General features: G+C 36.6%; 9 protein-coding genes. 7 read left to right on the top strand and 2 right to left on the bottom strand.

Annotation, left to right across the window (positions count from 1 at the left end; translation table 11 throughout):
* Positions 1-223 precede the first annotated feature (223 nt).
* From G3A47_RS14070 to G3A47_RS14040, 7 genes are all read left to right on the top strand, one after another.
* Positions 224-1,189 (top strand): glycoside hydrolase family 130 protein, encoded by a 966-nt coding sequence (locus G3A47_RS14070; RefSeq protein ID WP_166923367.1) that lies wholly within the window; start codon positions 224-226, stop codon positions 1,187-1,189.
* 6 nt (positions 1,190-1,195) lie between these two features.
* Positions 1,196-2,263, top strand: coding sequence for a carbohydrate-binding family 9-like protein (locus G3A47_RS14065; RefSeq protein ID WP_166923365.1), 1,068 nt, complete (start codon positions 1,196-1,198; stop codon positions 2,261-2,263).
* Positions 2,264-2,269: 6 nt separating this feature from the next.
* Complete coding sequence (locus G3A47_RS14060) at positions 2,270-3,346, top strand: putative glycoside hydrolase (protein ID WP_166923363.1); 1,077 nt, start codon at positions 2,270-2,272, stop codon at positions 3,344-3,346.
* 316 nt (positions 3,347-3,662) lie between these two features.
* The gene (locus G3A47_RS14055; RefSeq protein WP_166923361.1) at positions 3,663-6,803 is read left to right on the top strand and encodes a glycoside hydrolase family 2 TIM barrel-domain containing protein; all 3,141 of its coding nucleotides are present in this window, start codon (positions 3,663-3,665) and stop codon (positions 6,801-6,803) included.
* A 5-nt stretch (positions 6,804-6,808) separates the two neighbouring features.
* Positions 6,809-9,133 (top strand): glycoside hydrolase family 20 protein, encoded by a 2,325-nt coding sequence (locus G3A47_RS14050; protein ID WP_166923359.1) that lies wholly within the window; start codon positions 6,809-6,811, stop codon positions 9,131-9,133.
* Between the two features lie 199 nt (positions 9,134-9,332).
* The gene (locus G3A47_RS14045) at positions 9,333-10,817 is read left to right on the top strand and encodes an alpha-L-fucosidase (RefSeq protein ID WP_166923357.1); all 1,485 of its coding nucleotides are present in this window, start codon (positions 9,333-9,335) and stop codon (positions 10,815-10,817) included.
* A gap of 10 nt (positions 10,818-10,827) precedes the next feature.
* Positions 10,828-13,068 carry a GH92 family glycosyl hydrolase gene (locus tag G3A47_RS14040; protein ID WP_166923355.1) on the top strand — a complete coding sequence of 747 codons (2,241 nt, stop codon included), beginning with the start codon at positions 10,828-10,830 and terminating at the stop codon, positions 13,066-13,068.
* A 369-nt stretch (positions 13,069-13,437) separates the two neighbouring features.
* Here the strand turns inward: G3A47_RS14040 and G3A47_RS14035 are convergent, their stop codons facing one another.
* Together G3A47_RS14035 and G3A47_RS14030 are read right to left on the bottom strand one after the other, a co-directional pair.
* Positions 13,438-15,564 carry an alpha-L-fucosidase gene (locus tag G3A47_RS14035; protein WP_166923353.1) on the bottom strand — a complete coding sequence of 709 codons (2,127 nt, stop codon included), beginning with the start codon at positions 15,562-15,564 and terminating at the stop codon, positions 13,438-13,440.
* Positions 15,565-15,594: 30 nt separating this feature from the next.
* Positions 15,595-17,043, bottom strand: a complete 1,449-nt coding sequence (locus tag G3A47_RS14030; protein WP_166923351.1) for an alpha-L-fucosidase — start codon at positions 17,041-17,043, stop codon at positions 15,595-15,597.
* Between the last annotated feature and the right edge of the window lie 315 nt (positions 17,044-17,358).

Below are 17,358 nucleotides of genomic sequence, written 5' to 3'. Positions count from 1 at the left end.
TGTGTGTTAATATAAGAGAAAAGCCTAATGTGCAGTTTCAAAAACGAGGTTTCTCCTATGTTCGCAGTGAAATTTTTCACGCAGATTTATTCAGATTGTCTTTATCGAAATAGCAAAACAAAAATATCGGCTTAATCTGCCAAATCTGCGTGCAAAAGACTTTTAGTTTTTGTGTTAAGCATGACAAATTTTTTAAACAAACAATAAATAAAACAACAATAGAATGAACAGTATTCCTTGGCAAGACAGACCCGAAAACAGTAACGATGTAATGTGGAGATACTCTGAAAATCCAATTATTGAGCGATACGCCATACCGCCATCAAACAGTATTTTTAACAGCGCCGTAGTCCCTTTTGAAGATGGATTTGCAGGTGTTTTCAGATGTGATAATAAGGCTGTTCAAATGAATATTTTTGCCGGTTTTAGTAAAAACGGAATCGATTGGGACATTAACCACGAACCCATCGTAATGCAATCCGGAAATACCGAAATGATTGAATCTGCCTATAAATATGATCCTCGTGTTGTTTTTATAGAAGATCGATACTGGATTACCTGGTGCAATGGTTATAACGGCCCCACAATTGGTATTGGATACACTTTTGACTTTAAAGAATTTTTTCAATGCGAAAATGCCTTTTTACCTTTCAATAGAAATGGTGTTTTATTCCCACAGAAAATAAACGGTAAGTACGCCATGTTAAGTCGTCCGAGTGATAACGGTCATACGCCTTTTGGTGATATCTGGATCAGTTACAGTCCCGATATGAAATATTGGGGAGAACACCGTCTGGTAATGAAACCAACACCTTTTGAAGATAGTGCCTGGCAGTGTACTAAAATCGGAGCCGGACCAATTCCGATTTTGACAAACGATGGCTGGTTGATGATCTATCATGGTGTTATCAATACCTGCAACGGTTTCCGTTACGCAATGGGTTCAGCACTTTTAGATGTTGATTCGCCCGATCAGGTAAAATACAGAACTCAACCGTATTTATTAGGCCCGGCAGAACTTTATGAAATGGTTGGAGATGTGCCAAATGTAGTATTTCCATGCGCAGCTTTGCACGACACAGAGGAAGATAAACTGGCAGTTTATTACGGTGCGGCAGATACAGTTGTAGCGATAGCATTTGGTAAATTAAGTGAAGTAGTTCAGTTTACGAAAGATAATAGTTTATAAAAAAAGATGGTTGTAAAATTAAAATGGCTGACCGTTGCTTTAGGATTGATTTCGATAATGGGATATTCGCAATCAAAGAAATCAATTGTGCCCAAAACCTATGTTGCAGCAAAAACAACAGCACCAATCGTAATCGATGGAGACGATACCGATGCTTCATGGAGTAAAACAGAATGGACAGACCTTTTTGAAGATATCGAAAATGGTATAAAACCAAAGTATGCGACAAAAGTAAAAATGCTTTGGGACGAAACCAATTTCTACATTTTAGCAAAAATGGAAGAACCACATGTTTGGGCCAATCTAAAACAACGCGACACCATCATTTTTTACAATAATGATTTTGAAGTTTTTGTAGATCCGGACAGCGATACCTTTAATTATTACGAATTGGAAATAAACGCCTTAAATACCGCCTGGGATTTATTCCTGACAAAACCATACAGAGAAAGTGATATTGTAGTAGCAAACGATTGGAATATTCAGGGATTAAAATCAGCAGTCAAGGTCAACGGAACTCTAAACAATGCAAATGATACAGATGAAGGCTGGGTTTTAGAAATGGCAATTCCATGGGCGACTTACAAAACCAGTTTCTTTGATCAGAATGTTCCGGCAGATAAATTCTGGAGGATCAATTTTTCGAGGGTCAATTGGCAGCACAGTATCAAAAATGGAACTTATGAGCGCAAGAAAGATGCTCAGGGGAAGTTTTTACCTGAGTACAATTGGGTTTGGTCGCCAATGGGCGTAATCAATATGCATGAACCCGAAAAATGGGGGTATGTGTATTTCTCTTCCAAAGAAGGGAAAGATACTTTTACAATTCCGCAGGACGAAAAAGTAAGATGGGAGTTGTATTCTTTGTACCGTGCTCAAAAAAGGTATTTTGAAAAACATAAAACCTGGGCAAAGTCTATTGCAGCGCTTACCACAAAAAGCAGTACTATCGATGGTGAAATTTTAAAACCAACAATAGAAAACCATTCGTCAGGATATAATATTTTAGTAAAGAGTCCTTTCTCTAATACAACATTCATAATAAGGCAGGACGGAAAAATAACAACAAAATAAACCACTATGAAACTACCAAAACTATTACTTTTTTTATTAGCATTTAGTATTTTTTCATGTACTAAAAAAGAAGAACAAACCACTTTTAAATTTGGAGTATGGACTACTGCCGATGCCAAAAAATCGGATGCAGATTATACAAAAGAATTCAAAAAATACAAAGAGGGAGGAATTGATGAAGTACTCATAAACACAGCAACAGATCCAAAACTTTTAAAAAGATTAGTGCCTTTGGCGACCAAAGAAGGTCTAAAAGTACATGCCTGGATTATGGCAATGAACAGACCCGGTGACTCAGTTGCCTTGAAGCATCCGGAATGGTATCAGGTGAGCAAAGAAGGGAAATCTTGCTTTGATACGCGTCCGTACGTAGATTATTACCAATGGTTGTGTCCAACCAGAAAGGAATCCAGAGAACATGTACTGAAGTTAGTGGAAGAATTAGCGAAAGTAAACGGAATCGAGAGTGTGCACTTAGATTACATTCGTTTCCCCGACATCTTTTTGCCAATTAGTTTATTGCCAAAATACAACTTGGTTCAAGATGTAGAATTACCTCAATTCGATTTTTGTTATTGTGACGAATGTGTGAAAGCTTTCGAAAAAATCCATCATAAAAACCCAAAAGAAAGCCACAACACTTCGATCGATATGGAGTGGAAAAACTTTAGATTAAATGCGATTCAGGCAGTTGTAAACGATGCTTATGAAATTGTTCATAAACACAACAAAAATCTGACCGCAGCCGTATTTCCTTATCCGGAAATGGCAGATCATATGGTACGTCAACGTTGGGACAAATGGAATATCGACCAGGTGTACCCGATGATTTATAATAGTTTTTATGACGAAGAAATTGACTGGGTTGGTTACGCTACCAAACAAGGTGTTGCTGATTTAAAAGATAAGAAAACAAAAATCAATACCGGAATTTATGTTCCGGGTTTAAAGAGCGATAAAGAACTAAAAGATGCCATTTTATACGCAAAAGAAAATGGAGCAGCAGGAGTCTCGTTCTTTGATGGGAATGCACTGTCTGCAAGTAATTTAAAAACGATCAAAGAGACAAAAGCGAGTTGGTAGTTGTGAGATGTGAGATGTGAGATGTGAAATGTATAATGTATAATGTATAATGTAAACCGTAAGCTTGAAAGGTGTAACGTTTTGTTTAATTAGTATCTCTACTTCTAATATCGTTTTCATAAACGTTTGCTTACTATTAACAACACTTGCCGTATTCAACATCTCACATCTCACATCTTACATTATTTAAACCAGTAACTTTAATTGAAAAAATAATTCGTGAAAATTCGTGCAATTAGTGGCAAATGATATTTACTGCTAATTCCCAAGAAAGTTATATGTTTAGAAAACAAGTTAGTGTGTAAAACATCAAAGAATGAAAAAGACAATAACCGTATTATTATTAGTAATTACCTCGATTTTAGCTGTAAACGCACAGGAGAAAGTTCCGTTTTGGCAGAACGAAAAAAGCAATGAAGAGCATAGAGAACCCATGCACGCCGCTTACTATGTTTTTGAAAATGAAGTATTAGCCGATAAAAACGAATGGAGGCAATCTAAAAATTATGTGGACATTAACGGGGCATGGAAATTTAAATATGTTGACAGTCCAAATGTGCTTCCTGAAGATTTTGAGAAAACCAATTTTAATGACAAAGAGTGGGATAACTTTAGAATTCCGGCTAGTTGGGATGTAAACGGTTACGGATATCCGGTGTATGTAAACACCACTTACGATTTTGATTATTTAATGGCGCCAAATCCACCATTTGTGCCCACAAAATACAATCCAACGGGAGTTTACAGAAGAGAAGTAACGATCGATAAATCGTGGGAGGGAAAAGATATCTTTCTCCATATTGGTGCGGCAAAATCTAATCTTACTGTTTGGGTAAATGGTGTTTATGCAGGTTATGGTGAAGATGGAAAACTGCCCTCAGAATTCAACCTGACTAAGTATCTGAAAACCGGTAAAAACACCATTGTACTGCAGGTTATGAAATGGAATGATGGTTCATATCTGGAATGTCAGGACATGTGGCGAATGAGCGGAATTACAAGAGATTCTTATTTGGTTGCGAGAAATAAAACACATTTAAACGACTTCGAAATCATTCCGGATTTAGATGCAAATTATGTAAACGGAACTTTAAAAATCACAACTCAATTTTCCAATTTAGAGAAGAAAGACGGTTATACTTTAGACGTTCAGCTAAAAGAGGGCGATAAAATCGTAACCTCAAAAGTTATTTCTGTTTTAAGCGAAAAACAAACTTTCGAATTTGCGGTCAATAACCCAAAGAAATGGAGTGCAGAGATTCCGAATTTGTATCAAATCAGCTTTTTATTAAAAGATAAAAAAGGAAATGTTGTGGAAGTTATTCATCACAATGTTGGTTTTAGAAAAGTAGAAATAAAAGGCGGTCAGCTTTTGGTAAACGGAAAAGCAATTTATATAAAAGGAGTAAACCGTCATGAAGTTGATCCCATAACGGGACAGACGATTTCCAGAGAAAGAATGGAGCAGGATATTAAATTGATGAAAGAATTTAATATCAATGCCGTGAGAATGTCGCATTATCCAAACGACGAATATTTCTACGAATTATGCGATAAATACGGAATTTATGTGGTCGATGAAGCCAACATAGAATCACACGGAATGGGGTATGATATTACCAAAACACTCGGAAACAAACCGGATTGGGAATTGGCACATCTTCAACGTATGCAGCGCATGGTCGAAAGAGATAAAAATCATACTTCGATTATTATCTGGAGTATGGGTAATGAAGCCGGAAACGGTTACAACTTTTACAGAGGTTATTTATGGATAAAAAACCGTGATCAATCAAGACCAATCCAGTACGAAAGAGCAACTGCCGGTGGCTGGGACGGAAAAGATTTAAAATTTGATTGGGATTCTGATATTATCGATCCGATGTACAGCGCCCCTGATAAAATGGAGGAATATATCCTCGCAAACCCAAATCCGTCGCGACCTTACATTCAGTGTGAGTATGCGCATGCGATGGGAAATTCGATGGGAAATTTTAAAGATTATTGGGATGTGTATCGTAAATATCCAAACTTTCAGGGAGGATTTATTTGGGATATGATCGATCAATCGGTTTATAAAAAACTGCCGAACGGAATTACAATTTTAGCCTACGGAGGAGATTTTGGACCAAAGGACGTAAGAAGCGACAATAATTTTGTAAACAATGGTGTATTTACGGTAGACAGAAAACCAAATCCACACGCATTTGAAGTAAAAAATGTACAACAAAACATTTTGACCTCGTGGGAGAATCAGGAAGCGGCAACGATTAAAGTATACAATGAATTTTCATTTAAAGATTTAAGCAATGTGACTTTAAACTGGAAATTGATTTTAGACGGGGTTGTGCAGCAAACAGGTGTTATCGAAGATTTAGTGATCAGTTCAAATCAGTCCAAAAGTTATACTTTACCAATTAAATTAGGAGATAAAAAGTTTCAGGAAGCTTTCATTGACTTCAGTTATCAGTTAAAACAAGAAGAGCCGCTTTTACCAAAAGGTTTCGAAATTGCAACAGAACAATTGACATACAAAGGATCTTGGAAAAACGATATTAAAATCGAAGGCTCGGGAAAAATAACAGTAGAAAAAAGAACAAACAGCACCGTTTTTAAAAGTGATAAGGCCGAAATTATTTTCGATAAAAAAACAGGATTTATCAATGGCTACTCATTTAATAATTTGCCAATTATAAAAGAAGGCTATCAGTTACGTCCAAATCTTTGGAGAGCACCAAATGATAATGATTTTGGTGCTAGTTTTCAGAAAAATTTAGTTGCATGGAAAGAAGCTACAGAAAACCCGACCTTGGTTAACTGGTCATTTTTGGAAACCAAAGACCATAAAATTTTGGTAAAAGCCACTTACAATTTACCACAGGTTGCCGCGACTTTAGAGCTAAATTATGAGTTAAACGCTAATGGAGAATTACTTGTAAAAGAGCAACTAAATATTGATAAAACGAAGAAACAACCGATGTTGCCACGATTTGGTATGGAAGTAATTGTGTCAAGAGATTTTAGCAATATGACCTATTATGGCAGAGGTCCGCACGAAAATTACATCGACAGAAATTACTGCTCAAAAGTTGGATTGTACACACAAACCGTTTCAGAACAATACTATCCATACATTCGTCCACAAGAAACAGGAAATAAAACGGATATTCGTTTCTTAGACTTATCGGGAGATCAGTTGAAATTAACAGTTACTTCAGATAATTTGCTTTCAATCACGGCACTTCATTTTTTAAATGAGGATTTAGATGACGGTCCGGAAAAAGACCAGAGACACGCTGCCGAATTGAAAGAAAGAGATCTGACCAGTTTAAAAATCGATTACAAACAAATGGGAGTTGGCGGAATCGACAGCTGGCAGGCCTGGCCAATGGAAAAATATCTTTTAAAAGATAAAAGTTATCAGTATCAGTTTAAAATAACACCCTCTTTAAAATAATAATTATGAGAATAGTAAAACCATTTTTTGTCTTAATCTTCTTAGCCATTTTAAGTTCGGGTTATAGCCAGAAGAAAGTTTTTACAGAAAAAGACATTCAGATTATTCCGAAACCAAATCAATTAGTGATTCAGCCCGGAAGTTTTGAGTTTTCTAAAAATACTGTTTTTGTTGCCACTACAGCGTCTCAAAAAGAGATTTCGAATGCATTATTAAATAAATTCGGAGTTGCGGCAGGCTGGCGTCCGGTTTTGGGAGAAAAAGCACCACAGCGCAATTATGTTCAATTTAAAATAGATTCCAATTTTCATAAAGAAGCTTATAAAGTAGAAGTAAATTCTAATAGTGTTACTGTTACAGCAAACGGAAATGCAGGTTTTATCTATGGTTTAGAAACGATCAGACAATTGCTTCCTGAGGCCATTGAGAGCAAAAACACACTTACAACAGCAAAATGGGAAATTCCGAATGTGACCATTACAGATGAACCTCGTTTTCAATGGAGGGGATTGATGTTGGATTTATCGCGTCATTTTTTTGATAAAAATTACGTACTCGCAACCATAGATCGTTTGGCAATGTTGAAGATGAACGTTTTGCATTTGCACTTGGTAGATGATCAGGGCTGGAGAATTGAAATTAAAAAATATCCAAAACTAACGGAAGTTGGAGCCTGGAGAGTCGATCAGGAAAATGCAGCGTGGAATGCAAGACTGGTTACAAACCCTGATGAAAAAGGAACGTATGGAGGCTTTTTGACGCAAGAAGAATTAAAAGAAATTGTACAATATGCCGCTGCAAAAAACATCGAAATCATTCCGGAAATAGAAATGCCGGCACACGTAAGTTCTGCAATTGCGGCTTATCCTGAGTTGGCTTGCTTCAATCAAAGAATTGGAGTTCCGTCAGGCGGATTATGGCCCATAACCGATATCTATTGCGCAGGAAAAGAAACTACTTTTGAGTTTTTGCAAAATGTAATTGATGAGGTCGTAACCATTTTTCCTTCAAAATACATTCATATCGGTGGTGATGAAGCAACTAAAACCAATTGGGAGAAATGTCCGCATTGTCAAAAAAGAATGGTAGAGCAAGGTTTAAAAAATGTTCATGAGTTACAGAGTTATTTTGTTAAAAGAATGGAGAAATACATCAATTCTAAAGGCAGGAAAATAATTGGCTGGGACGAAATATTAGAAGGCGGTTTAGCTCCTGAAGCAACTGTAATGAGCTGGAGAGGTACAAAAGGAGGAACCGAAGCAGCAAATCAGGGACATGACGTGATTATGTCGCCGGAGTCACCTTGTTATTTTAATTTTTATCAGGGACCACAAAACGAAGAACCTTTGGCTTTTGATGCGTATAATCCGTTAAATAAAGTGTATGAATTTGATCCTGTTGTAGCAACCATGACACCGCAGGAAGCCGGTCATGTTTTAGGCGGACAAGCTAATTTATGGGCTGAATTTCTAACCAATCCACAAGCTTCAGAGTACATGATTTTTCCGAGATTAGCAGCTTTAGCTGAGGTTTTATGGAGTTCAAAAGAAAATCGCAACTGGAATAATTTTACCTCAAGACTACCTTCCTTATTAAAAAGATACGATTATTTAGGAATCAATTATTCAAAAAGTGCTTATTTGGTCTCGGCTTCCTCTACTGCGGATTTAGCTAAAAAAGTGATCAATGTTATCTTAAAAAATGAATTCCCCAATCCCGATATTCGTTATGTTTTGGGAAATAAAAACATAGATCATAATGCTGTAAAATACACAAATCCAATTCCGTTTAAAGAGACAACAATTCTGAAGGCCTCTTTGTTTCAAAATGATAAACCGGTTGGAAAAACGTTTACTGATACTATTGTGTTTCATAAGGCAGTTGGTTATAAGGTAAGCTATCTGACACCTTATAGCGATAGCTACAAAGGTGATGGGGCTTTTGGAATGGTAAATGCCATCAGAGGGTCAAAAAACTTTCATGACGGACAATGGCAAGCCTGGTTAGTGAATGATATGGAAATCGTGATTGATCTCGAAAAGGCTCAAAGTATAGAGCAAGTTACGGTTGGAACTTTAGAAAGTCAGGGAGCAGGAATTAATTTCCCAACACAGATAAAAATTTTAGTATCAAACGACGGTATTCGTTATAAAGAAGTAGGTAAAGTAATGCGCCCGTATGCTATGAATGTCAATTCTGAATTGAAAGAATTTAAAATCAACTTTGAAAAACAAAATACAAGGTTTGTAAAAGTGATTGCTGCAAACTTAAAAAAGAGCCCAAGAGGAGAGAGTTCCTGGCTGTTTGTGGATGAGATTTTAGTGAATTAGAATCGTTGGCTCTATTTTTTTAACACATAGAAACATAGTTTTCATAGCTTAATAAAGGCGCTTCACTTGTATTAATACACATAGCCATATGAGAGAAACTTGTTTCTTTTTGCATTCTTTTTTTCATAAGTAAGGCCTATGTTTCTATGTGTTAAGAATAAATAAAGTACAAGATGGCAAAATTTAAAATGTATAAAATATGAAAAGAGGAATATTCATAGTCGCAATTTTATTTTCAGTTCAGCTGTTTGCTCAGGCCATTTACGAAGATGAACGTTATGTGCCGGAAACAGATCCTTTAGTATTGAAAAACATAGAAGAGTGGCAAGGGAAAAAATTTGGATTATTAATGCACTGGGGTACTTACAGTCAATGGGGAATTGTAGAATCCTGGTCAATTTGCCCGGAGGATTACGGCTGGTGTGAACGTAAAAAAGGAAGCAATCCGGGGAATTACAATCAATATGTGAAAGAATACGAAGGTTTAAAAAAAACATTTAATCCGGTAAAATTTGATCCCGAAAAATGGGCAAAAGCGGCAAAAGCTGCCGGAATGAAATACATGGTTTTTACCACAAAACACCATGACGGATTTTCTATGTTCGATTCAAAATATACAAATTATAAAATAACAGACAAGGAGTGCGCTTTTAGCAGTAATCCCAAAGCCAATATTGCCAAAGAAGTTTTTAATGCTTTTAGGAACGAAAATTTATCGGTCGGAGCTTATTTTTCAAAACCGGACTGGCATAACGAGAACTATTGGGATCCATATTTTCCTCCTTTCGACAGAAACGTAAATTATGACCCATCATTATATCCTGAAAAATGGCAAAAGTATGTCGACTTTACGCACAATCAAATTTTAGAATTATTGACAGATTATGGTAAGGTTGATATTTTGTGGTTAGATGGCGGATGGGTTAAAAAAAGAGACCAACAAAATATCGATGAAAATTACAAAGAAAAGTTTGCAGAAAACACTTCTAAAAACGGATTTATAAAACACAGAGTTGTGGATCAGGATGTGAAAATGGACGAATTGGTTGTAAAAGCACGTCAAAAACAACCGGGATTAATTGTAGTAGACAGAGCCGTTCACGGGAAAAATCAGAACTACCTGACCCCTGAAAATCGTGTTCCTGAAAAAACATTACCTTATCCTTGGGAATCCTGTATCACTTCAGGCGGTGGTTGGTCGTATACGCCGGATGCTAAATATCTGACCGGAAGAGAAGGAATTCATATGCTTATTGATGTAGTGGCAAAAGGCGGAAACTTATTGTTGAATGTTGCTCCAAGTCCGGATGGAGAATGGCAACAAGGCGCTTATGATTTATTGGCAGCTTATGGAGAATGGATGAAAGTAAACAGTACAGCAATTTACAATACCAAACCAATCGCGCCTTATAAAGAAAACAACATTTGTATGACTCAAAATAAAGCTGGAAATGTCTTCTTGTTTTATTTGGCTAAAGAGGGAGAACAGAAAATTCCTTCAGAAGTGGTAGTGAAAGCGATCAATCCTAAAAAAGGAACAAAAATCTCAATGTTAGGTTTTAATAAACCATTAAAATGGACGAAATTAGCGGACGGATTTAAAGTCACAATTCCCGAAAGTTTAAGTACTAATTTACCCTGCAAAGAAGCGTGGACTTTAAAAATTGAAGCCATTAACAGATAGAAGATTAAAAATGATTTTTAATAACAGAATAACAATACAAACAGCATGTTTTTTTAGCATGCTGTTTTTTAGCATCAGTACTTTTGCACAACAGCCGGCAGAATTTGTAAATCCGTTTATTGGAACTTCTAATTATGGAGCTACTTTCCCTGGGCCAATTGCACCGAGAGGAATGGCTAGTATCAGTCCGTTTAATGTGGCGGGGTCTCAGAATTCTTTAGAAAAAGACAGTCAATGGTTGTCGAATCCCTATGTAAACGAAAATAAATTTTTAACCGGATTTAGTCAGGTAAATCTAAGTGGTGTAGGTTGTCCGGATCTGGGAGTTATTCTTTTAATGCCCACAACAGGAGCAGTTGAAACAGATCATTTAAAGTATGGTTCCGTTTATTCTAATGAAGTAGCAAAATCGGCTTACTATAGTGTAAATCTAGACAAGTATAATGTTAAGGGAGAATTTACAGCTTCTAAAAGAGTGGGAGTAAGCAGATTCACTTTCCCGAAAGGGCAATCTAATATTTTATTGAATTTAGGTTTAGGATTAACAAATGAAGAGGGAGCGATGGTCAAAGTAGTGTCGTCAACCGAAATAGAAGGAATGCGCTCAGTAGGATCATTTTGTTACAATAGTCCCGAAGATGCTTATCCGGTTTATTTTGTGGCTAAGTTTTCCAAACCGGCTCACCATTTCGGAGTTTGGAAAAATAGCCCAAAATACAAAGGGGTAGAAGCACAATGGATGGGCTATAATGGCAAAACCCGATTAATGAAAAATACGGTTAAAACCGTTGTAGGAGACAGCATTGGAACTTACTTTTCGTATAATTTTGATAAAAAAGAAACAGTCGAAGTTAAAATTGGAATTTCTTATGTAAGTATTGAAAATGCTCGTGAGAACTTAGAGAAAGAAACCGGTTATAAATCATTTGATGATGTTTACAAAGAAACATTTAACGAATGGAACGAAGAGCTTTCTAAAATTTTAGTAGAAGGCGGCTCCTATCAGGATAAAGTTATTTTTTACACTGCATTGTACCACACTTTAATTCATCCTAATATATTAAATGATCTTAATGGCGATTATCCCAAAATAAAAAGGACCAAGGTTGGAAAAACTATTGATCCGCGTTATACAGTATTTTCTTTGTGGGATACCTATCGCAATATGCATCCATTAACATCTTTAGTTTATCCGAAGCAACAATCGGATATGATAAAAAGCATGTTGGCCATGTATGATGAAAACAGCTGGTTGCCAAAATGGGAATTAAATTCAACAGAAACATTTACAATGGTCGGAGATCCCGCAAGTATTGTGATAGTTGACGCCTGCTTAAAGGGAATTCAGGATTTTGATATTTACAAAGCCTACCATGCTATGTTAAAAGGCGCCGATCAAACTGAAAATAATCCGTTGCGCCCGGGGTTAAAAGAATATATTCAAAAAGGGTATTTGTCAACCAATTATCATGGGTCAGTTTCGACAACAGAAGAGTACAATACCTCCGATTATGCGATTTCACTTTTGGCAAAAGCCTTAGGTGAAAAAGAAGATTATAAGCGTTTTGCCAAACGTTCCTTATCGTACCGAAAATTATTTGATAAAGACCTGAAATTACTTCGACCACGCACTGCAGAAGGAAAGTGGTATGAGCCTTTTGATCCCAATGCAGGAGCTAATTTTCAGGAAAATGTTGGTTTTATAGAAGGCAATGCATGGCAATATGCCTTTATGGTACCGCATGATATTAAAGGATTGATGAAATTAATGGGTGGTGAAAAAGTTTTCTCGGATCAATTGCAAAAAGTGTTTGACACCAAACAATTTGATATGGCAAACGAACCGGATATTGCCTATCCTTATTTATTTAATTATGTAAAAGGCGAGGAATGGAAGAGCCAGGAAATGGTGAAGAAATTAGTAAGACAGTATTTTAAAAATGAACCAAAAGGATTACCCGGAAATGATGATACAGGAACGATGTCTGCCTGGTTGGTTTATTCCATGATGGGAATTTATCCAATATCTCCTGGAGATCCGATCTACACCATTACAACACCAATGTTCGATAAAATAACGATCAAACTAGATTCAAGATATTACAAAAAAGAAAACATTGTAATTGAACGAGAGGTAAATACCGACGACAGAATTAAAGCGATTCAACTAAACGGAAAAGTACTGAACAGCTTTTTTATCTCACATGATGATTTTGTGAATGGAGGAACATTAAAGGTGATTCAGAATTGACAATATTGTGTGAATCTTTATTTGTACTTAAAATATAATAATTTCCCTAAAATTAAATCAGACAGGTTTTTAAAATCTGTCTGATTTGTTGTTTTAGATTATCTGATTCTTAATAGTTTGTTTTTATTGATGCAGCTAATTCAATAGATAAAACAAGCACGATATGTCATTTCGACTTTAGGAGAAATCACACCCGTATTTCGGCAAAGATTGGCGACATTCTGTAAGGAGTTATTGTTGGGATTCCTCATTCCTTAAAATATACTAATTCCCTAAAATTAAATCTGACAGGTTTTTAAAACCTGTCAGATTTGTTGTTTTAGATTATCTAATCCCTATTAGTTTGTTTTATTGAGGTAGATAATTCCCTTATTTTATTGTCTTAACACCCAATTCAGCTACAGAAATATAATTTCCGTCCACACTGTTTTTACCTATAAACTTGATGTATCGGGCTTTTGTTGGTGTTCTTAATGTGATGTTTTGCTCAACAGGATTACTTTTCATATTGGCAAATTCACCTTCAGCAACAGTTGTCCAATTCTGATTGTCGGTACTTACAAGCCATTCGTAGTCTTTTACAATGCCACCCGTTCCGTTTTTACGAGGTAAATAGGATAGTGAAGCAATTGTTATTTCCTGATTCATATCTATTGTTATGGCTTGGGGAAAAGGAATTGCAGGAGAACTGTCAATAGTACTCCAAACCGTTTCAGTATTCTCATCTATTGCATTTGATGATTTCCCAATTTCCTCATTCTCAAAAGTGACGGCAGCTATTTTCCAGTCTTTTTTTGAAACAGTAAAGGATTGTATCGCAGTTTCGCCGGATTTCATATTTATGGCAAAGGATTTGGCTTTTATTTCACCGGAATTTAAGAAGGGGAAAGCGGTTTCATAAACAGGTGATTTTGACGTTGGTTCAGTTCCGTCAGTCGTATAGTGAATCTGATGTATAGTAGATTCTGTGGTGATCGAAACCATTCCGTCTTTGTTTCTTTTTATTTTTGGTATAGCTAACTGCTCCGGTTCTTTAAACACACCTATGTCGCTTAAGGCAATACAAACGGGTGATTCTTTGATGCGAATTCTTAACCTTGTAGTCGAAATATAATTGGGTAAACGCACCAATCTATTGGCGCCAATGCTTGTCGCTTCACCTATTTTTTTCCAATTTCCTTTGAAAAAAGCATCAATTTCTATTTTTTCAATGCGTTGTCCCAGTTTAATGTTTTCTCTTAAGCGGATGAGGTTAAAGGTTTGTTCTTTTTCCCATTCTAAAACTACAGAGGCTTTTTTTACCTCGTCGCTGGTAGCCCAATAGGAGTAACGATCATTATCCGTAAGGTTTTTGGTTCCGTAAAATATTTGATTGTCCCCTCGAATTTCTGAGGCAGTAAGTACAGCAGATTCTGCAAGGTTGTTTGAAAACGTTTGTTTGAGAAAATCTCCGAAATCTTTCAAAGCTTTAACGTCATTATCGTGTAATAAACCATTCGTATCTGGTGCGAGACCGATATCCATAGCGGCACCTCTTCCTACTGATTTACAATAAATTTCAAATAGTTCTGAAACGGATTTTACTTTATCATCCTGATTCGCATGATAGAACCAGCCTTCTCTAAGCGGGACATCACACTCAGCAGGTTTCCAATATTTGCCGTTTCGGGTTCCGCTTTGTGCTTTTTCAGAATCAGTTTCTCCGGGAACAGCTACCATTTTTCCGGCTATTGGTTCGGGAGTAAAAGTGGCCCAGGAGGTTTCATTTGCAAAACCTCTTTCGTTCCCAACCCAGCGCACTTCACCATTATCTGAGAAAATGACTGCTTCGGGTTGTAATTCTTTAGAAATTGCCCACGTTTTATCCCAGCCATAATAAGTAGCGCGGTCTATATTTCTATTTTCTTTTTTTCCGCCATAATAACCGTCGCCACCATTGGCACCATCAAACCAGGTGATGAATAGTTTTCCATAATTGCTGTACAATTCTCTTAACTGATTTCGGTATTTTTCTACATATTCAGGTTTACCGTAATCTTCATTGTTTCGATCCCAAGGAGAGCAATAAAGACCAAATTTCATTCCGGCTTTTTGGGCTGCAATTTCAAACTCTTTGACCATATCTCCTTTTCCATTGCGAAAAGGGCTTGCACTAATGTTGTAGGCTGTTGTTTTAGTCGGCCATAAACAGAATCCATCATGATGTTTGGCAACAAAAATGACACCTTTAAATCCGCCGGCTTTAGCTGCATTTACAATTTGACTAGCATCGAATTTTATCGGATTAAAAATCTTAGGATCGGCATCGCCATATCCCCATTCTTTATTTTGAAAAGTAGTGGGGGTAAAATGAACTAAAACATATTGTTCTGTTTCTTGCCAGCGCAATTGAGCTTCCGTTGGCAATGCTCCGTAAGGCGTGGGAGCACTTATTTTTTGAGCTGTTAGAGACAAGAAACTCAAACATCCCCAAATCGTTATTAATTGCTTTTTCATTTATCTTATGTTATTAACTTCTTTTTTGAATTATGGAATCACTTTAATTACGACAGCTTCCTGAGCAGCCAAAGAAGTTCTTAAGTCTTGTGGAATGGTAACGATAATTCCTCCATCAATCTTTGTACTTGTCAATTTTAGTTTAGTACCCAATAAAGAAGCTTTTAAATTGCCTTTTTTATCTGTTTTGATCGTGAGTGTTGCCGGTAGTTCTTTTTCATCTTTTGCGGGCATATAAATACCGTAAATGGTATTTCCTTTTTGTGTATAACCTACTTTTCCATCTAAGTAGGGAGCAACGGGTTTGGTGTCATAAATCGCTTCTCCATTTGCTGTTAGCCATTTTCCAACACCGGTCAAAGTGGCTTCAATTTTCGGATCAAATTCTCCTTTGGCGTCAGGGCCTACACCCAGAAGTAAGTTTCCTCCTTTTACTACAATATTTGTCATTAGTTGTATGACTTCTTTAGACGATTTGTAATGATCATTGGCAACCCATCCCCAGGCACCGCCAAGAGTGATACAGCTTTCCCAAGGTACTGTTAAAGGTTTCTCAGGTGTTTTTTGTTCCGGTGTTAAATAGTTCTCATATTCACTGGGAACCCAACGATCGACAACAAGCATTCCGGGTTGTTTTTTACGGGCGGTTTCAGAGATTAATTTCATATCAATATCCATATCGTAAGGATATTTGCAGAACTCTTCTACTTTTTTGTTAATGGTCGAAAGTGGTCGAACCCAGCAGCCATCAAGCCAAAGAATATCAACTTTGCCATAATTTGTAGTCAATTCGTTGAGCTGATTTTGGGTGTACGTTACATAACTTTTCCATCTTTCAGGAAATTTAGTAATGTCGTAAGTAGGATTTCTGTCCTTTGGCGGATAATAAGACCACCAGAAGTTTTGAGTTGTCCAGTCCGGTTTTGAGTAATAAACTCCTACAGCCAATCCTTCTTTTCTGGAAGCATCCAATACATCTTTTAAAACGTCGGCTTTTGCATTTTTGGCGTAAGGGAATTCAGGATTTGTAATTTTAAAATCGGTAAATTTTGAATCGTACATACAAAAACCATCATGATGTTTAGACGTGAATATCATGTATTTTGCCCCTGCGTTTTTGAACATTTTTGCCCACTTTTCTGAATTTAGACGTGTAGGGTTCAACTTGTATTTGGTATTTCTGTAATCGGTTGCGTATTGGTAATAGTCGTCGTAACCATCTCTGCCTACCCAGTCTTCCGGAGCCAGCCCCCAGGATTCTACTGTTCCCAGTTGTGTATAAAGCCCCATATGTATTAAGATACCAAATTTGTAGCCTTGCCATTTGTCGAGATTTGCTTTTACTAATGGATCTTTTGGCGCAATGTATCCCGCTTCTTCAGATTTGTTGGCTTCCATGCTAAAATCGCCCTGGGCATGCAAAGAAAAGGCACTGGCACAAACTAATGCTGTAAACAGTAACTGGAGTTTATTTTTCATTTGGTTTTTTGTTAACGTGAACTCGATTATTGAATAGTTGTAGTAGATCAGAAAAGAAATCCTTTAGATCAGTAAAATCTGTGGCAGCTTTTTTTTGCTACAGATTAAAAGATTAAAACGATTATTTCTTAGTTTAAAAAAATAATTCATAAAAATTCGTGCAATTAGTGTCTAGTTCTTTTGCCACGAATTTCGCTAATTTCCACAAATTGGCTTGTTTCTAGTCTGAACTCAATTGTTTAATACTACAATTGAATCAGAAAAGAAATCCTTTAAATCAGTGAAATCTGTGGCAGCTTTTTTTTTGCCACAGAT

The sequence above is a fragment of the Flavobacterium poyangense genome (assembly GCF_011751075.1).
GTDB lineage: Bacteria > Bacteroidota > Bacteroidia > Flavobacteriales > Flavobacteriaceae > Flavobacterium > Flavobacterium poyangense.
The sequence above is the reverse complement of the archived record's forward strand: the minus strand, read 5'-3'. Positions and strand labels throughout refer to the sequence as shown.

Bases quoted from the DNA above. Each gene is read 5' to 3' on its own strand.
- G3A47_RS14070 (WP_166923367.1), top strand. From the start codon at position 224: ATGAACAGTATTCCTTGGCAAGACAGACCCGAAAACAGTAACGATGTA.
- G3A47_RS14065 (WP_166923365.1), top strand. From the start codon at position 1,196: ATGGTTGTAAAATTAAAATGGCTGACCGTTGCTTTAGGATTGATTTCG.
- G3A47_RS14060 (WP_166923363.1), top strand. From the start codon at position 2,270: ATGAAACTACCAAAACTATTACTTTTTTTATTAGCATTTAGTATTTTT.
- G3A47_RS14055 (WP_166923361.1), top strand. From the start codon at position 3,663: ATGAAAAAGACAATAACCGTATTATTATTAGTAATTACCTCGATTTTA.
- G3A47_RS14050 (WP_166923359.1), top strand. From the start codon at position 6,809: ATGAGAATAGTAAAACCATTTTTTGTCTTAATCTTCTTAGCCATTTTA.
- G3A47_RS14045 (WP_166923357.1), top strand. From the start codon at position 9,333: ATGAAAAGAGGAATATTCATAGTCGCAATTTTATTTTCAGTTCAGCTG.
- G3A47_RS14040 (WP_166923355.1), top strand. From the start codon at position 10,828: ATGATTTTTAATAACAGAATAACAATACAAACAGCATGTTTTTTTAGC.
- G3A47_RS14035 (WP_166923353.1), bottom strand. From the start codon at position 15,564: ATGAAAAAGCAATTAATAACGATTTGGGGATGTTTGAGTTTCTTGTCT.
- G3A47_RS14030 (WP_166923351.1), bottom strand. From the start codon at position 17,043: ATGAAAAATAAACTCCAGTTACTGTTTACAGCATTAGTTTGTGCCAGT.